Genomic DNA, 18,162 nt, shown 5'->3' on the forward strand with positions numbered 1-18,162 from the left:
CTTTTAAAATAAATTTTTTCTTACTTCCTTTACAATGGCAAAAACCCATAGTAAAGGAAGTTTTTTTTAACCTTATTCATAAAATGCAAAAAATAGAAATTTACAATACCCTAACTCGAAAAAAAGAGGTATTTGAACCAATTAATTACCCCTTCGTAGGCATTTACGTATGTGGGCCTACTGTATACGGGGATGCGCATTTGGGACATGGTAGAGCTGCCATTACTTTCGACCTTGTTTACAGGTACCTTTCCCACTTGGGATACAAGGTTAGGTATGTAAGGAACATTACAGATGTGGGCCATCTTGAAAATGATGCCGATTCAGGGGAGGACAAAATAGCAAAAAAGGCCAGACTGGAACAAGTTGAGCCTATGGAAATCGTTCAATATTATACCGAAAGATACCATCAAAATCTGGAGAAACTCAACGTAAAAAGCCCAAGTATTGAACCTAAAGCCTCAGGTCACATCATTGAACAGATTAAAATGATTCAGGATATTATCGATAATGGTTTTGCATATGTTGTAAACGAATCAGTTTATTTTGATGTGGTTAAATACAATAAAGGAAACCACTATGGGAAATTATCAGGAAGAATAATTGAAGACCTTTTATCAAATACAAGAGAACTTGAAGGGCAGAATGAGAAAAAAAACCCACTGGATTTCGCCCTGTGGAAAAAAGCAAGCCCTGAACATATAATGCGCTGGCCATCACCTTGGGGAAGTGGTTTCCCTGGCTGGCATATTGAATGCTCCGCCATGAGCACAAAATACCTTGGTGAAACCTTCGATATTCATGGAGGGGGTATGGATCTGTTATTTCCACATCATGAATGTGAAATTGCACAATCACAGGCGAGCAACAGAAAGGACCCTGCAAAATACTGGATGCATAATAACATGATCACAATTAATGGTCAGAAAATGGGAAAATCATTAGGGAATTCCATAACACTTGATCAATTTTTTTCAGGAGATCACCCTACGCTGAATAAGGCCTACTCTCCAATGACTATCCGGTTTTTTATTTTACAGGCGCATTATGGAAGCACGCTCGATTTTTCAAATGAAACTTTAGATGCCGCCAGAAAGGCTTATAAAAAAATAATCAATGGACTTAAATCATTAAAAGCTATCTCATACACAAATGAGGGGGAAATAAATGAAAAAGCAAATAGCGAGATCAATAAATACTGCGAAATGTGCTTTAAAGGTATGAATGATGATTTTAATTCTGCAGTTGCCATTGCGAATCTTTTTAACCTGTTAAAATATATCAATTCCATTAAAAATGAAGTTATTAATATAAGCTCTTTAAGCAAAGAAACTTTCACTAATTTAAAAAATACATATTCGATTTTTGTTGAAGATATTTTGGGTTTAAAAGAAGAATCCAATATTAACATTGATCAAATGATGGATCTTTTGCTTAAATTATATTCAAAAGCAAAAAGCGAAAAAGATTATGCAACGGTTGATATGATACGATCAGAAGTAAAATCAGAGGGTGTAGTAATAAACGATTTAAAAAAAGGAATATCCTGGAGTTATGAAGAATAAACTTATACTTATGCTAATTTTTTCTGTGATGATTTTTTCGTGCAGCAGACCAGCTGATGAGAATAAAAAAACAGTTACAGAAGAAAAACCGGTTGTGATTGAACCAAGAGTAGAAACACCTGACTTTAATGCAGATTCTGCTTATGCTTTTATTGAAAAGCAAGTAAGTTTCGGGCCAAGGGTTCCTAATTCTAAAGCCCATGCGCAAACAGCACAGTTTCTGGTAAACAAATTAAAGTCTTATGGATTCAATGTAATACTTCAGGAAGGCGAGGTAACTTCCTTTGACAATAAAATACTTGGACTTAAAAATATTATTGCTGAATCTAAACCAGAGGCAAGGGAAAGGGTTATGCTTTTTGCCCATTGGGATACTCGCCCGTTTGCAGATCAGGATTCTAAGGATAGAAATAAACCAATTGACGGTGCTAATGATGGGGGAAGTGGCGTTGGAGTTCTTTTGGAAATTGCAAGGCAAATAAGCCAATATCCTCCTGAAATTGGTGTGGATATTATATTATTCGATGCAGAGGATTATGGCCAACCTGAAGGAACAATGATGGAACGCAAAGCAGATACTTACGCCCTTGGTTCACAATACTGGTCGAAAAAGCCGCATAAAACGGGTTACAAAGCTCGTTATGGAATTTTACTCGATATGGTTGGGGCAAAAGATGCAATATTTACAAAAGAAGGAACATCAATGTATTATGCACCCATGATTGTGCAAAAAGTATGGGATACTGCGAGTTTATTAGGTTATGGAGCTTATTTTATTGACAAAAAGACTCCGGGAATTACTGATGATCATAGCTATGTAAATTCCATTGCAGGAATTCCGAGCATTGACATAATACAATATGATTCTCAAACAGAGTCAAAATTTGGTCATTACTGGCATACGCATATGGATAATATGGATATAATAGATAAAAATACTTTAAAAGCAGTGGGTCAAACTGTATTGGATGTAGTTTTTCAAGAAAAAGATTAATTGAATTTAGTCCTGCCTTTTTAATGCAAAACCTATTTATAAAACACAAAACAGATTTCAATAACAATAAATAATAATGTCACAAAAAAAATTATTCCTTCTTGATGCATATGCTCTTATTTATAGAGCATATTTCGCTTTCAGCAAAAATCCCAGGTACAATTCACAAGGACTAAACACTTCTGCCATTTTAGGCTTTACAAATAGTCTGGTAGAAGTATTGCAAAAAGAAAAACCTTCTCATATTGCTGTTGTTTTTGATACTGCAGGCCCAACCTCTAGGCATGAAGGTTTTACAGAATACAAAGCCAACAGAGAGGCTCAACCCGAGGATATTACCCTTTCTATTCCTTATATTATGCGCATTATTGAGGGGTTTAACATTCCTGTTTTATTTTCTGAGGGATATGAAGCCGATGATGTGATTGGAACACTTGCAAAAAAAGCTGAAAAAGAAGGTTTTATTACATACATGATGACTCCCGATAAGGATTTTGGACAATTGGTAACAGATAAAATTTTCATTTATAAACCGGCAAGCTTCGGGAATGAAGCAAAAGTGATGGGTGTTAAGGAAGTTTGTGAAAAATTTGAAATTGATAATCCTTTGCAAGTAATCGATATTTTAGGATTAATGGGCGATGCAGTTGATAACATTCCAGGTATACCAGGAGTAGGTGAAAAAACAGCAAAAACACTTATTGCTCAATTCGGAAGTGTTGAAAACTTACTCCTTAACACCGATAAACTAAAGGGTAAACTAAAAGAAAAAGTTGAAGCAAATGTAGATAAGGCTATTATGTCCAAAATGCTTGCAACAATACTTCTTGATGCACCTGTTGAGCTTGACGAAATAGGACTTCGAATTGAAGAGCCTGACAGAAATTCTTTAAAAGAAATATTCGCTGAACTTGAATTCAGAACCATAGGAAAAAGAATTCTTGGCGAGGACATACCTGCAGCTGTTGTAAAAACAAATGGAAGCGCGCAAATGGATCTTTTTGGGGGGGAACAGGTTCCTGAACCATTAACCATAGATGTAGTTACAGAAGATGTTCCGGCAAAAGAGTATGATACACTTGAAAACACCAGTCATTATTATGAAATTGCAGACAGCAACGAAAAAATCCTAAAGCTTGCCCAGGAATTAAAAAAAAGTAATGGCTTTTGTTTTGATACTGAAACTACAGGCTTATCTGTTACAGCCTGTGAATTAGTTGGAATGTCCTTTTCAATTAAACCTTTTTCTGCCCATTATGTCCCCCTACCTGAGGATAAGCATCAATTAAAAGATATTTTGGATGTCTTCAAATCAGTTTTTGAAGATGAAACCATTGAAAAAACTGGTCAAAATCTTAAATATGATCTTTCGGTTTTAAAAACAAATGGAATTGATGTAAAAGGAAAACTTTTTGATACCATGCTTGCTCATTATTTAATTGAGCCGGACATGAAGCACAATATGGATTTTTTGGCAGAGACTTATCTTAATTATGCCCCTGTTTCATACCAAACACTTGCGGGTAAAAAAGGAAAAGATCAATTAGCTTTAAGAGCTATTCCAATAGAAAAAGTTGCAGATTATGCCTGTGAAGATGCAGATATTACATTAAGATTACGCAATTTCTTTAGTCCTTTGCTTGAAAAAACTGGTACTAAAGATCTTTTTGAAAAAATAGAAGTTCCCTTGATCCCTGTTTTAACTGCCATGGAAACAGAAGGAATTAGCATTGATGTAAAAGCACTTAATGAATTTTCCATAGAACTTGACTTGCAGATTAAAGCTTTGGAAATAGAGGTTTATGAGTGTTGTGGGGAAGAGTTTAATATTGCCTCTCCAAAGCAATTAGGAGAAGTTCTATTTAATAAACTAGGAATAGACGACAAGGCAAAGAAAACAAAAACAGGACAGTTTTCTACCGGAGAAGAAGTACTGACTAAGCTTGTTAACAAACATCCAATTGTAGAAAAAATTTTAAGTTTCAGGTCGCTGCAAAAATTAAAATCCACCTATGTTGACAGTCTACCCTTAATGGTAAATTCAAAGACAGGGAAAATACATACCAACTTTAATCAAACTGTTGCTGCAACTGGGCGCCTTAGTTCCAATAACCCCAATTTGCAAAACATCCCAATAAGAACTGAAAACGGGCGTGAGGTAAGAAAGGCTTTTGTGCCAAGTGAAGGGAAAATATTGCTTGCAGCAGATTATTCTCAAATTGAGCTAAGAATTATTGCAGAATTAAGTGGTGATGAAAATTTAAGTGAGGCATTTATACGTGGGCAAGATATTCATGCATCCACAGCTTCAAAAATATACAATATACCTTTAGAGGATGTTAGCAAGGAGATGCGAAGAAACGCAAAGACGGTTAATTTTGGAATTATATATGGGATATCTGCATTTGGACTTTCTGAAAGACTTGGTATCCCTCGAAGGGAAGCAGCTAACATTATTGAACAATATTTTATACAATTTCCGAAAATTAAGCAATACATGAACAACACCATTAATTCGGCACGCGAGTTTGGATATGTTGAAACGATCATGCAAAGAAGACGCTATTTAAGGGATATTAATTCGAGAAATTCTGTGGTAAGAGGATTTGCTGAAAGAAATGCTATTAACGCCCCAATACAAGGTTCCGCTGCGGATATGATTAAAATTGCAATGATAAATATCCACAATGATTTCAATGAAAAAAACCTAGAATCTAAAATGATTTTACAAGTACATGATGAACTTCTTTTCGATGTAATTCCCCAAGAACTGGAAATGGTTAAAGTGATTGTTGAAGAAAGAATGAGAACAGCAATAAAAATGAATATTCCTGTAGTTGTTGATATGGGTACAGGTTTTAACTGGCTGGATGCACATTAATTTTAAGTAAAAATACTTGCTTTTAACATAAAATTTCATACTTTTGAAACTAGTATAACCTTTTATCTGATAAAAATGATTAATATGACTACTAATAAATTATTGCTGGCAATTGTAATAGGCTCAACAATTATTGCCTCTTGTAATGAATCCACTTCAGTAAGAGAACAAATAGCATTAACTCCTGAAGATTTAGTAAATGATTCTTTAAAAAGAGCAACTGCTGAAAAAGTATTTTATACAATTCCCTCACCTATTGAAACAGCTTCTATTCTTAAAAAATCAGGTGCGCGCTTCAATATGGATGTGTTAAACCCTATCAAGAATTCAGATAAATATGTTACAATGAAAAGCAAAGCTCTAAATCTTGGTATTTATGGAGCAGATTTGAGCTATACTGCAATTTTTGATAAAAGTCAGGAAGCAATGCTATACCTTTCCTGCACAAAAAAGCTAGCAGATGATCTTGGAATTGTAGATGCATTTAATATAGATAAAATAGAACGTATTGAAGCAAACCTAGGTAACCGTGACTCTTTATTGGTTCTGATTACAGATTCTTATTTTGAATCCGATGCTTTTTTAAAAGAAAACCAAAAAGGAAATGTTTCTGCTCTTATGGTTCTTGGTGGCTGGATTGAGGGATTGCACATTGCCTCAGCAGTTGAAAAAAGCCTGCGAGAATCCAAATCCAACGAAATTATGTTGGTTCGCATTTCAGATCAAAGAATTGCACTTGAAAATTTAATTGAACTTGTTACAGTTTATGAACTTGATATACCTGAAATTATTCAGGGATTAAATGAATTAAAGACTATATACAACACCATTGAAGAGAAAGAAGTAAACAGCACCATAACCGTTTCGAGTGGCGGCTCATCCACTCCTACTGTGGGAAAAACTATAAGTCTAAATTTAACCATTCAACAGGCTGATCAAATTAGAATGAAAACAATTGAAATTAGAAATAAAATCATTTCCTGATCAAAAAAATTGCACAATGAAGAATTCCTATCTTAAACCTTTTTTGATTTTCATTCTTTTTAATATTCCTATAGTTCTTTTTGCCCAGTGCAAGGTTTTTTCAAAGAATCAATGTATTCCATCCTTGTTTCCATTTAACCACAATGGACAATTAAATAACATTACGCTTATGCCTGGTGAAAAGGCTGAATTGTTAATGACTTTTTATTCCGGCCAGGATTATAGACTTATGGTTTGCGGACAACCCATTTTAGGAGATATTAAGTTCAGAGTAAGTGATCAGGACAAAAAAGAAATATACAACAGCAAGAATGCCCAATCTTCACGTATTTGGGATTTCCAGGTTGCATCAACGCAACAATTTATTCTTGAAGTTGAGGTTCCTGAATCACATACCAAAACCAAAATGATGGAAAGTGGTTGTGTGTCTGTATTGGTTGGATTTAAACTTTAAGGTAAATAATTTTTCAAAGAGATGATATCCATTTAGTTCATTTTCCAATTAATATACTCGCCTGCTAAAAGCTTAAGTTGAATGATTAAAATATAATTTGGAATACTATTAAAAATTAAAAAGCCCCGGTTAATAAACAATTAACCGGGGCTTTTTAATAGGATACGAAGAGTTAATTTAATATTATTTTTTTAATCATTACTTTGTCTGCCTGGGTTAATTTCACAAAATAAATTCCTTTAGACATGCCCAATTCGGATTTATTCAATTTGAGTGTATGTTCACCAGAAGGCAAATTTCTTTCCTGATAAATAAAGGTTTCTTTACCAAGTATATCAATAACTGATAATTCCACTGATTCTGTTTTATTTAAAGAAAAAGCAATTACAGCATCTTCATTAAAGGGATTGGGATATACTCTAAAGTGATTTGCAAATTCATCTTGTTCATTAATGCCAACTGAATAATCATTTATATTAATGTCATCAATATAAATATTGTTTCCTCCGCCATTTTTAAATTGAAATTTAAATCTAAAATTGCTATTCATATATGCAATAGGAAGAGTAGAAATTGTATACTGAACCCATTGTATGGAATCCGTTGGTATAAATGGGGAAGCCTGTGCAGGAACTGTTGTAAGATTAGAACTTTGGCTCCATCGTTGAACCCATGTTAATCCACAATTAGAAGAAGCAAAAAACTTGAGTTCATCAGTAGTGGCGGAGGCGTCTTTTTTAGCAAAAGCCACTTTGAAAGAAATGTTAACTTTAACAAACGGAGATAAATCAATTGCTGTAGAACTTATTTCATCGATTGCTCCAACCGGATTATTAAAATTATTAATCCTAATGGATTTGGAACCAGTAGCCCCTACATTAGCAACTTCCCAAGTTTGTGCATTATCTGTATTAAAAACAAACCAATTACCATTAGGGAAAGTTGGAGAAGATTCAAAGCCTTCAACATAAGGCAATGGAATGCCTGTGGTAGGCAGCACAGTAATAAAATTATTTTTGGTTTCATTTAAATTTGAAACTCCATCACTTACTAATAACCCTACATTATATTGGCCAGGAGTACTGTAACTTACAACAGGATTTTTTATGGTAGTTGAGGAAACAGTACCACCAGGGAAGGTCCAGTTCCAGGTAGAGGGGTTATTAAATGAAATATCATTAAAATCAATTAATTCTCCAACACAAACTTCTGTTCGGCTGGCAACAAAATCAGCTTTGCATAAATAGTTTGCATTATCTGTACCTGTAGCTGCCAAATTCCCTGGTTGCCATAAACTACTTCTTTGTGAAATATTTGAAATAGTTGCGGCTCTCATTCTTGCTGACTGTCCTTGAGTAAACATTTTGGAGCAATAGGAATAATCCATGTAATTTTGAACATTGTCAAGACTGCTGCAAGTATTTCCACTAAGGTTGCAAGAGGTCCAGCCAATGGTATTCGGGGTATCTGAAACAGCATCGTCATCATTACAGTTAGTTGAAATTCCCGGATTATTTGTTTGACCCCAGGTATGGGCAAGATTAATCCAGTGACCAATTTCATGGGTAAGGGTCCTGGAACGTTGAACAGAGGCCGTTCCAATGCTCCCAACATAATTGTGCAATACCATGATTCCGTCAAGATTTGGATTGGAATTAACAGCAGAAGGCCTATAAGTATATCCTGCAGCTCCACTTTTTATGGAGTTTACAACCCATATATTTAAATATTTTGATCGTGGCCAGCGGCTTACATTTGATGTAGACATGTCATCAAAGTAATTAACTCCGTTATATGTTTCAAGGGATGCTACTCTTACAATTCCATTGGTGCAATTTCCATTTGGATCTTTTTGCGCTAACCTGAATTCTATTTCAGAATCTCCTGCTAATGATTTAAATGCAGCTACAATTTCACTCGTGTCAGCATTTAATTTTCTAAAATCGGTGTTAATAACCTGAATCGCGTCATAAACTTGTTGATCAGAAATGTTTTCAGGGCCAAAATCATGGATGATATGGAATACAACAGGAATAAAGTATACTGTACCTCTTTCACCAGATTTTTGAGAATTATATGCTTTGGTCTGTAATTCTAATTCCTGTTGAGCCTTTAAACCCTCCCGGTAAAGTTTTGGATTTTCAATACGTATGCGCTCTTCTGCCTCAGCCTGGCCACAGTATTTAAGATTCTGAGCCATTGTTATTTTAAATGAGAAAACAACCAAAAGCAGTGCAAAAACAATAAAGTAATTTTTTTTCATTTTTGAAATTATTAATCCTATTATTTATTTTATATGAATTTAAAATGCAATTTAATAAAACCTCCAAACTTTTCCAATAATAAAGCCTTATTTAGACAAGCAAACATTTAGCTTGAGCAACAAAAAAAGCTTGCTAGAGAAAAATTAACAGGCTTTTTACAGTTGAAAACAAAGCCTTAATTAAGTATTATCTTCCTGATTATTATAGTATCTCCCAGCATTAATTTTATAAAATAAATTCCCCTAGAAAGGTCCAATTCAGCTTTATTCAATTTTAAATTGTATTGTCCTGAAGGCAAAACGCTTGCCGGTTGTATTACAGATTCTTTACCAAGCATATCAATAACCGTTAATTTAACAGTTTCTATTTCACTTAATGAAAAAGCAATTACTGCATCTTCATTAAAAGGATTGGGAATTACTCTAAAATCGGAGATGTATTTATCTTGTTCATTAATTCCCACTGAATAATCACTAATATTTATATCATCAATATAAATATTATTTCCACCACCATTTTTAAATTGAAATTTAAATCTGAAATTACTATTCATGTATGCAAGAGGCAAAGTAGAAATTGTATACTTCATCCATTGACTTGAATCAGTTGGAGTAAAAGCAGAGGCTTGGGCTGGAGCTGTTGCAAGGCTTGCACTCTGGCTCCATCTTTGAACCCAGATTGTTCCGCAATTTGAAGAAACGAATAACTTAAGTTCGTCTGTAGTAACACTGGCATTTTTTTTAGCATATGCCACTTTAAATGAAATGTTAACTTTAACAAAAGAGGACAAATCAATTGTGGTAGAACTAATTTCATCTACTGCCCCGATAGGGTTATTAAAATTATTAATTCGAATTGATTTTAATCCTGTAGCTCCTGTATTTGTTACTTCCCAACTTTGGTCTTGATCAGGATTATTAACAAACCAATTATTTTCCAGAAGGGATGTAAAAGATTCAAAGCCTTCAACAAAAGGCAAGGCAAGGCCAGAGGTTTGTAAAACTGCAATATAACCATTCCTGTTCTCACTTATAGTTGACACGCCATCACTAACAATCAGGTTTACATCATAGATTCCTGGGATATTGTATGTTACAACAGGATTCCTGTCACTAGATGTTGTTAATGTTGCCCCAGGAAAAGACCAATTCCAACTGCTTGGTTCATTGTAGGATAAATCCTTAAAATTAACTGTTTCTCCTACACAAATTTCGGTTTTGCTCACACTGAAATCAGCCTTACATAAAAGATTGCTATCTGTTCCTGTTAAAATTAAATTTTCAGGTTGCCATAAATTGTAACGCTGGGCTATTGTGGAAGTTAAAGCAGCCCTCATTCTTGTTGCTTGCCCCTGGGTGAACATTTTGTGACAATAGGAATAATCCATGTAATTTTGAACATTATCCAGTGAGCTGCAAGAGTTTCCAGTAAGATTACAATAAGTCCATCCCATAGTATTTGGAGTATCAGCAACATTATCGTCATCATTGCAATTGCTGGCCATTTCCGGATCATTGGAATCGCCCCAGGTATGCATAAGATTAATCCAATGCCCAACCTCATGTGTCATAGCTCTAGATCTTACGTAATTTCCTGTTCCTATGCTCCCAACATAACTATGTAAAATCATAATTCCATCTTCTTCTGGATACCAATGAAGAGTGCTTGGATAATTGGTATAACCGGCAGCACCAAATGAAATACTATTTACAACCCATACATTCAAATAATTTTCCCTAGGCCAACGGCTAACATCAGATGTTGAAGGCATTTCCCCAAGGTAAGTTTCCATGGATGCTGTTCTGGTAATACCATTGGTGCAGTTCCCCTGAGGATCTTTCTGGGCCATTCTGAATTCAATTTCAGAATCCCCTGCTATGGCTTTAAATGCTTGAACAATATCACTTGTGTCTGCATTCAATTTTCTAAAATCTTCGTTAAGGACTCTTACAGCATCATAAACCTGTTCATTGGAGATATTTTCGATACCATTATTATGAATAATATGGAAAACTACAGGAATAACATAAACAGTTCCCCTCTCATTTGATTTTTGCAATGCATATTTTGCTGTAAATTCTTCCAATTCTTTCGCAGTTTCTAAAACTTGATCATATAGTTTTGGGTTTTTACTTTTAATGCGTTCTTGAGCATGGGTTTGACCACAAAATTTAAGCTCTTGGGCCATTAGGGCTTTACTTAAAAAAACAACTGAAAACAAGCCAAAGGCTATAAAATATATATTTTTCATCATGCAAATTATAAATTTACTTTAACTATTTAATCTTTATTTTAAGAATGAATTAAAAGCAATTTGGGTTTTAATACTAATTCTTTTAAAAACAAGTGTGCAATTTTTCCATAAAAAAAGCCTGTTAATGAAAATTAACAGGCTTTTATAAATTCAATACAGTTAATTCAATACTATTTTTTTAATCATTACCTTATCTCCCTGGGTTAATTTAATAAAGTAAATACCCTTTGAAAGATCCATTTCGGATTTATTTAATTTGAAAGAGTAATCACCTGCAGGGAAACTACGCTCCGCTTGAATTACAGATTCTTTACCAAGTATATCGATAACTGTTAATTTAACTGTTTCGTTTTTATTTAAGGAAACTTCAATTACAGCATCTTCTTTAAAAGGATTAGGATAAACTATAAAATCACTTGCAAGTTCATCTTGTTCATTAATTCCAACTGAATAATCACTTATATTAATATCATCAATATAAATATTATTACCTCCACCATTTTTAAATTGGAATTTAAATCTGAAATTACTATTCATATATGAAAGTGGCAAGGAAGAAATTGTATACTGTACCCATTGAGTAGAATCAGTTGGTGTAAATGCAGAAACCTGAGCAGGAGCTGTAGTAAGTGTAGAACTTTGACTCCATCTTTGCACCCATGTTGTTCCGCAGTTAGAAGAAGCAAAAAGTTTAAGTTCATCTGTAGTAACGGTTGAACTTTTTCTTGCAAAAGCAACTTTAAATGAAATATTAACCTTAACAAACAGGGACAAATCAATTGTGTTAGAACTTATTTCGTCTATTGCTCCATTGGTGTTGCTAAAGTTATTAATCTTTATTGATTTTGTACTTGTTGGCCCAACATTGGCAACTTCCCAGGTTATTCCACCATCAGCATTACCTATAAACCAATCACCACCTTGAAGGGAAGTAGTTGATTCGAAACCTTCAACAAAAGGTAAAGCAACGCCAGTTGAAGGCAATACAGAAATAAATCCACTTTTAGTCTCATTAAGACTTGATACACCATTGCCAATAGTAAGGTCTACATTATAAACACCGGGTGTGTTATATGTTACAACTGGATTCTTATCAGTAGAGCTGGTAACAGCTGCGCCAGGAAAGCTCCAGTTCCAACTTGTTGGAGAGTTATAGGAAAGATCTTTGAAATTAACTGCCTCCCCTGCACAAACTTCAGTTTTGCTAACACTAAAATCGGCTTTACATAAATTATTACTGCCATCTGTTCCTGTTAAAATTAAATTAGCCGGTTGCCATAAATTGCTTCTTTGAGCAGTATTTGAAACTAAAGCAGCTCTCATTCTTGTTGATTGCCCCAGAGTAAACATTCTGTCGCAATAAGAATAATCCATGTAATTCTGAACATTATCTAAGGAACTGCAGGTATTTCCTAAAAGATTGCAACTAGTCCATCCAATGGTATTAGGAGTATCAGAAACATTATCATCACTGTTGCAATTAGTGGAAATTTCCGGATTGTTAGTACTACCCCAGGTATGCGCAAGATTAATCCAGTGACCGATTTCATGTGTTAAAGCTCTTGCTCTTGAGTAGTTTCCTGAACCTATGCTTCCAATATAGCTGTGCAAAATCATAATACCATCTCTTGCTGGTTGAGTATGGAAAACGCTAGGATAATTTGTATAACCAGCAGCACCACTAGTTATGGAATTAACCACCCATACGTTTAAATAATTCCCTCTTGGCCAACGACTAACATCAGAAGTAGATGGCACTTCTCCCTTGTATGTTTCAAGAGATGCTACCCTTATAATTCCATTGGTGCAATTTCCTTGAGGATCTTTTTGAGCCAATCTGAATTCAATTTCAGAATCTCCGGCTATGGCCTTAAAAGCAGCTACGATATCCGTTGTATCAGCATTCAGCTTTCTAAAATCTTCATTAATTACTCTTACTGCATCATAAACCTGTTCATCAGAAATATTTTCAACACCATAATCATGAATAATATGAAAAACAACAGGAATAACATAAACAACTCCCCTGCCATTTGATTTTTGAGAGGCATAATTTTGCGTATGAATTTCTAATTCCGCAGCATTTAAAAGGTATTCCTGGTAACCCTTTGGATTTTCAATGCGTAGTTTTTCAAATTCTGCAGTTTGACCGCAAAACTTTCGGTCCTGAGCTGAAACAGAATTAAAAAAGCATACAGATGCAATTAGTATTGCAAGAATAAAAGTAAATTTTTTCATATGAAATGGTTAAAAATTAATATTATTTAAATTTTAAATACAATAAACAAAAGCGCAATTTAACATTCTCACAGCTATTCTGCAACATGAAAATCAAGTATTTTAAGAATCCTAAAATTATAATTACCTGTTTATTTCAACAAATCTCTCAATATCAGGGGATCTTCCAAAAACAACAATAGTGTCGGATTCATACAATAGCGTAGTGGAGTTAGGAACACCGATAATGTGTTGTTCTTTAACAACTTTACCATCTTTATTCACCTCAAATTCTCTTTTCAAAGTAATCAAATTCAGCCTGTATTTGTTTCTTAATCCAATATCTTCCAAAGTTCTATTGGCAATCCCTGTGGGGGTTTTTATTTCTACAATTTCATAGTCATCAGGCAATTGCAAATAAGAAATGATATTAGGATTGATGAGCTTTTCAGCAACCGCAGCACCAAATTCATCTTCAGGAGAAAGGATTTCTGTAATGCCAATTTTCTGAAGGATCATACTTTGGTGTTTCCCACTGGCCCTGGCAATTATTCGTTTAATATTCAATTCCATTAACAAAACGCAGCATAAAATCATGGCTTCAAAATCTTCTCCAATAGAAACAACAACTGCATCAACCTCCTGAATATTTTGGGCGCGTAAAGCTTTTTTATCGGTAGCATCAAGTGCAACTGCAAAAGAAACTTCATCCTTAATGCTCTCCACCCTTTCCTCGCTGCTATCAATGGCCATTACCTCAGCACCTCTTGCCGCAAGCGTGCGTGCAATGGCTGATCCAAATTTACCAATACCAATTACCGCAAATTTATTGCTACTTAACATAAATATACATTTAGTCTTACTTTAATGCATTTTCCAAATCCTGAATCAAATCCTCCGCATCTTCCACTCCTATACTTAGTCGAATTAAACTATCCACTACTCCTGTTTTTTCTCTTTCTTCTTTTGGGATTGATGCATGTGTCATTGTAGCAGGGTGACCAATTAATGATTCTACACCACCAAGAGATTCTGCAAGTGAAAATAAATATGTTTTTGATAACATCTCCTGTGCATCTTCCATTTTGTTTCCTTTTAAAGTAAATGAAACCATGCCTCCAAAACCCCTCATTTGCTGTTTAGCAATATTATGATTTGGATGAGATTCAAAACCTGGCCAGTAAACCTTGTCCACTTTAGGGTGTGTTTTTAAGAACTTAGCAATGGCTTCGCCATTTTCGCAATGGCGCTGCATGCGAAGGTGCAGGGTTTTGATTCCTCTTAAAACAAGGAAACAATCCTGAGGTCCGGGAACGGCTCCACAACTATTTTGAATAAAATAAAGCCTTTCAGCCAATTGCTCATCTTCAACAACCAACGCGCCCATTATTACATCAGAATGCCCTGCAAGGTATTTTGTAACTGAATGCATTACAATATCCGCACCCAAATCAAGGGGAGTTTGTAAATAGGGGGAGGCGAAAGTATTGTCTACTCCCAATAACAATCCGTGTTTTTTTGTAAGGTTTGCAATGCTTTTTATATCAATAATATTAAGCATTGGATTAGTTGGAGTTTCAACCCAAACTAATTTAGTATTCTCATTAATTAAAGATTCTATTTTGGAAATATCATCCATTGCAGTAAAATGGAATTTAATTCCAAATGGAGCAAATATTTTTGTAAATATTCTATATGAACCTCCATACAAATCATTGGTAGAAATAACCTCATCTCCTGGTTTTAATAATTTCACAACTGCATCAATTGCTGCCATACCACTGCCAAAACACAGTCCAAATTTTCCGTTTTCAATTGCAGCAAGATTTTTTTGAAGTGCATCTCTTGTTGGATTTAAAGTGCGTGAATATTCATATCCTTTATGAATACCCCCAGCCTTTTGCACATAAGTTGATGTTTGATAAATTGGAGTCATTATGGCTCCCGTTGCACTGTCTGGCTCTAAACCAGCGTGAATTGCTTTAGTTGCAAATTTCATGTAACAATTTGTTTTTATTGTTGGGTGTAATGTTATTTAAACTCATCTCATTTCAATTAATAATCAAAGGGAATTAATTGAAACGACTAAAAATAATAATCGTAAAAAATAAACGGCTGCAAGTTATAAAAATTAAACTGTTTATGCATCAAGCTTTTCATGTTTAGTATAAACTCTTTTTATCCATTTTGGAAGTATTATGGCTCCAATAAACAAATAAGGATAATAACTTACAAGTCGCCATATTACAGCTATAACTGCTGCAAGCCCGAATGTAAATTCATCTAAAAATCCTGAGAAAGCAATTTCGGCAACCCCGCTGCCACCTGGTGTAGGACTAATTAACATAATTATCCACATTACCAGTTGGCGGCCATAAATAACGAAATGATCTGAAATGGATAATCCAGCAATTGCGGGGATAAAGGCAAGAATTAAAAAATTTACAACCCAATATCTGGCTGTCCATGAAAAACAAGTTGCAGCAAAAGCCTTTAGCCAATAAAGAAAAGGCTTCATTCGTATTTCCCTTGATGCACTCATAATTTCATTTCCTGTTTTTTGGGCGTTAATCCTCCATTTTCTAAGCATAGGGATTTTAAAAAACTTGAGCAATAACCATTTAAAGCCCCTGGGTTTAAACACAAGGGCGTAGGTAATAATCATTACATATAACAAAATGATGACGTAGCTTATCCAGAAAAGTAATTTAATCCATTGCAAACTTTCAAAATAACCTTGTGTAATTAATGCAGTTGGAAATAAATTTTCTGCGCCAATAAACAGGTAGAGCAAAGGAACCATCAATACAAAAAACAATTCATCCATTAATGCTGTAATAAGAACCACTGCTGAACTTTTCCCTAGGTTTAGCCCTTCCTTATTTACTACATATACAGCAACTGCTGATCCACCAACAACTGAAGGAGTAATTGCAGAGGCAAATTCCCAAAGCATAATTACATCAAAGCTTTCCCTTATACCTATTTTTCCATCACCAAGAATATTAATTCTTATCATATAGCCCAAATCCCTGATTATCATCATCAGAAAGGCCATTCCAAGCCAAAAAGAGGACCCCCAGGACCATGACACAGCTACTAATGCTTCGAGATCGATCCCTCTCCAAACCATAAAAGTGGCTACTGCAAGTCCTATTAAAATGGGCCAAATTACTCGCCTTGGCTTAAAAATTTTTAATATTTCATTTGCTCTTACTGACATTCTTTAAATTAAACAGGACAAATTTATACTTTTGCAGTCTTTTAAAATCAAGAATAATGAAGAAAATATATTACCTGAAGACATGTTCAACCTGTATAAAAATCATTAAAGAGCTAAACTTAGCTAATTCTTTTGTTCTTGAAGATATAAAAACAAAAAAACTTTCTGAAACTGAACTGGATTTCCTGGCATCAAAGGCAGGTTCCTATGAAGGGTTATTTAATAAAAGGGCCAGAAAATTAAGCGATTTAAAAAACCAGGTATTTAATGAACAAGTTTATCGGGAATTAATTCTTAAAGAATATTCATTTTTAAAAAGGCCCGTTTTTTTAATTGATGATGAAGTTTTTGCCGGCAATTCAAAATCTGTAATTGAAACGATTAAAAAACAATTGAATAATTAATGGATAAAAGTTACATAAAGGCTCATCTTTCTCTTTTAGCAGCGAATATTATTTATGGAATAAATTATTCTGTTGCCAAGGATGTTATGCCCTCTTATATTGGCCCATCTGGTTTTGTATTTTTAAGGGTAAGTGGAGCACTTATTTTATTCTGGATTTTTTCTTTTTTTTTAAAAAAAGAAAAAATAGAATCAAAAGATATTATTCGATTAATGCTTTGTGGATTTTTTGGAGTGGCTCTTAACCAACTCTTGTTTTTTGAAGGACTTAGTCTTACAACTCCTATAAACGCAGGAATTATCATGGTTACAACTCCTATTTTGGTACTCATTATTTCCAGTATTTTAATTAGAGAAAAAGTGACTGGAACCAAAGTCATAGGGATTTTAACAGGGATAACTGGAGCAATGATTCTCATTCTTTTTAATAGTCAATTAAGTGTACACCATGGTGATTCATTAGGTGATCTGTTTATTTTTTTAAATGCAACTTCCTATGCTGTTTATTTGGCTATGGTAAAGCCTCTTATGAAAAAATATCAAACCTTTACTGTTATTAAATGGATATTTTTGTGGGGTTTCATTTTTGTGTTTCCATTTGGATGGAATGGTTTTTCATTGGTAGAATGGGCAATAATACCAATTACTATCTGGTATAAAATAGCCTTTGTTGTTTTAGGTACAACTTTTCTGGCCTATTTGCTTAATACATATGCGTTAAAGGTGGTAACTCCAACCGTGGCTAGTATCTATATTTACCTTCAGCCTTTATTTGCTGCCTTCATTGCACTTATGCTGGGAAAAGATGAAATAACGCTTTTGAAAATTGTTTCCACAATCTTAATTTTCACTGGGGTTTATTTGGTGAGCAAGCAAACCAAAAACAAGGAGGAATTTATTCCCTCTAAAATTTAATTCTTATA

General features: G+C 34.3%; 13 protein-coding genes. 7 read left to right on the top strand and 6 right to left on the bottom strand.

Annotation, left to right across the window (positions count from 1 at the left end; genetic code table 11):
• Positions 1–83: 83 nt before the first annotated feature.
• From H0V01_13585 to H0V01_13605, 5 genes are all read left to right on the top strand, one after another.
• Entirely contained in the window at positions 84–1,565 is a 1,482-nt protein-coding gene (locus H0V01_13585; protein ID MBA2584410.1) for a cysteine--tRNA ligase, read from the top strand.
• Entirely contained in the window at positions 1,555–2,559 is a 1,005-nt protein-coding gene (locus tag H0V01_13590) for a M28 family peptidase (GenBank protein ID MBA2584411.1), read from the top strand. The genes H0V01_13585 and H0V01_13590 overlap by 11 nt, the downstream gene beginning before the upstream one ends.
• A 76-nt stretch (positions 2,560–2,635) precedes the next feature.
• Positions 2,636–5,440 (top strand): DNA polymerase I, encoded by a 2,805-nt coding sequence (gene polA, locus H0V01_13595; protein MBA2584412.1) that lies wholly within the window; start codon positions 2,636–2,638, stop codon positions 5,438–5,440.
• A gap of 84 nt (positions 5,441–5,524) precedes the next feature.
• Positions 5,525–6,424 carry a hypothetical protein gene (locus H0V01_13600; GenBank protein MBA2584413.1) on the top strand — a complete coding sequence of 300 codons (900 nt, stop codon included), beginning with the start codon at positions 5,525–5,527 and terminating at the stop codon, positions 6,422–6,424.
• A 16-nt stretch (positions 6,425–6,440) separates the two neighbouring features.
• A complete protein-coding gene (locus tag H0V01_13605; protein ID MBA2584414.1) occupies positions 6,441–6,878 on the top strand; it encodes a hypothetical protein in 438 nt (145 codons plus the stop codon).
• Positions 6,879–7,050: 172 nt separating this feature from the next.
• On the opposite strand, the gene H0V01_13610 is transcribed toward H0V01_13605, so the two are convergent.
• From H0V01_13610 to H0V01_13635, 6 genes are all read right to left on the bottom strand, one after another.
• Positions 7,051–9,141, bottom strand: a complete 2,091-nt coding sequence (locus H0V01_13610) for a T9SS type A sorting domain-containing protein (GenBank protein MBA2584415.1) — start codon at positions 9,139–9,141, stop codon at positions 7,051–7,053.
• A gap of 176 nt (positions 9,142–9,317) precedes the next feature.
• Positions 9,318–11,396 (bottom strand): T9SS type A sorting domain-containing protein, encoded by a 2,079-nt coding sequence (locus H0V01_13615; protein MBA2584416.1) that lies wholly within the window; start codon positions 11,394–11,396, stop codon positions 9,318–9,320.
• Positions 11,397–11,555: 159 nt separating this feature from the next.
• Positions 11,556–13,634 (bottom strand): T9SS type A sorting domain-containing protein, encoded by a 2,079-nt coding sequence (locus H0V01_13620; protein MBA2584417.1) that lies wholly within the window; start codon positions 13,632–13,634, stop codon positions 11,556–11,558.
• Positions 13,635–13,757: 123 nt separating this feature from the next.
• The gene (locus tag H0V01_13625; GenBank protein MBA2584418.1) at positions 13,758–14,456 is read right to left on the bottom strand and encodes a TrkA family potassium uptake protein; all 699 of its coding nucleotides are present in this window, start codon (positions 14,454–14,456) and stop codon (positions 13,758–13,760) included.
• A gap of 16 nt (positions 14,457–14,472) precedes the next feature.
• On the bottom strand, positions 14,473–15,612 hold the full coding sequence (locus H0V01_13630) for a cystathionine gamma-synthase (GenBank protein MBA2584419.1): 1,140 nt from the start codon (positions 15,610–15,612) through the stop codon (positions 14,473–14,475).
• Between the two features lie 141 nt (positions 15,613–15,753).
• A complete protein-coding gene (locus tag H0V01_13635) occupies positions 15,754–16,836 on the bottom strand; it encodes a flippase-like domain-containing protein (protein MBA2584420.1) in 1,083 nt (360 codons plus the stop codon).
• Positions 16,837–16,892: 56 nt separating this feature from the next.
• Here H0V01_13635 and H0V01_13640 point away from each other — a divergent pair, with 56 nt between their 5' ends.
• Positions 16,893–17,240, top strand: coding sequence for a hypothetical protein (locus tag H0V01_13640; protein MBA2584421.1), 348 nt, complete (start codon positions 16,893–16,895; stop codon positions 17,238–17,240).
• Complete coding sequence (locus H0V01_13645; protein ID MBA2584422.1) at positions 17,240–18,154, top strand: DMT family transporter; 915 nt, start codon at positions 17,240–17,242, stop codon at positions 18,152–18,154. Before H0V01_13640 ends, H0V01_13645 begins: the two co-directional genes overlap by 1 nt.
• Positions 18,155–18,162 lie beyond the last annotated feature (8 nt).

Source organism: Bacteroidota bacterium, assembly GCA_013696965.1.
Classification (GTDB): domain Bacteria; phylum Bacteroidota; class Bacteroidia; order JACCXN01; family JACCXN01; genus JACCXN01.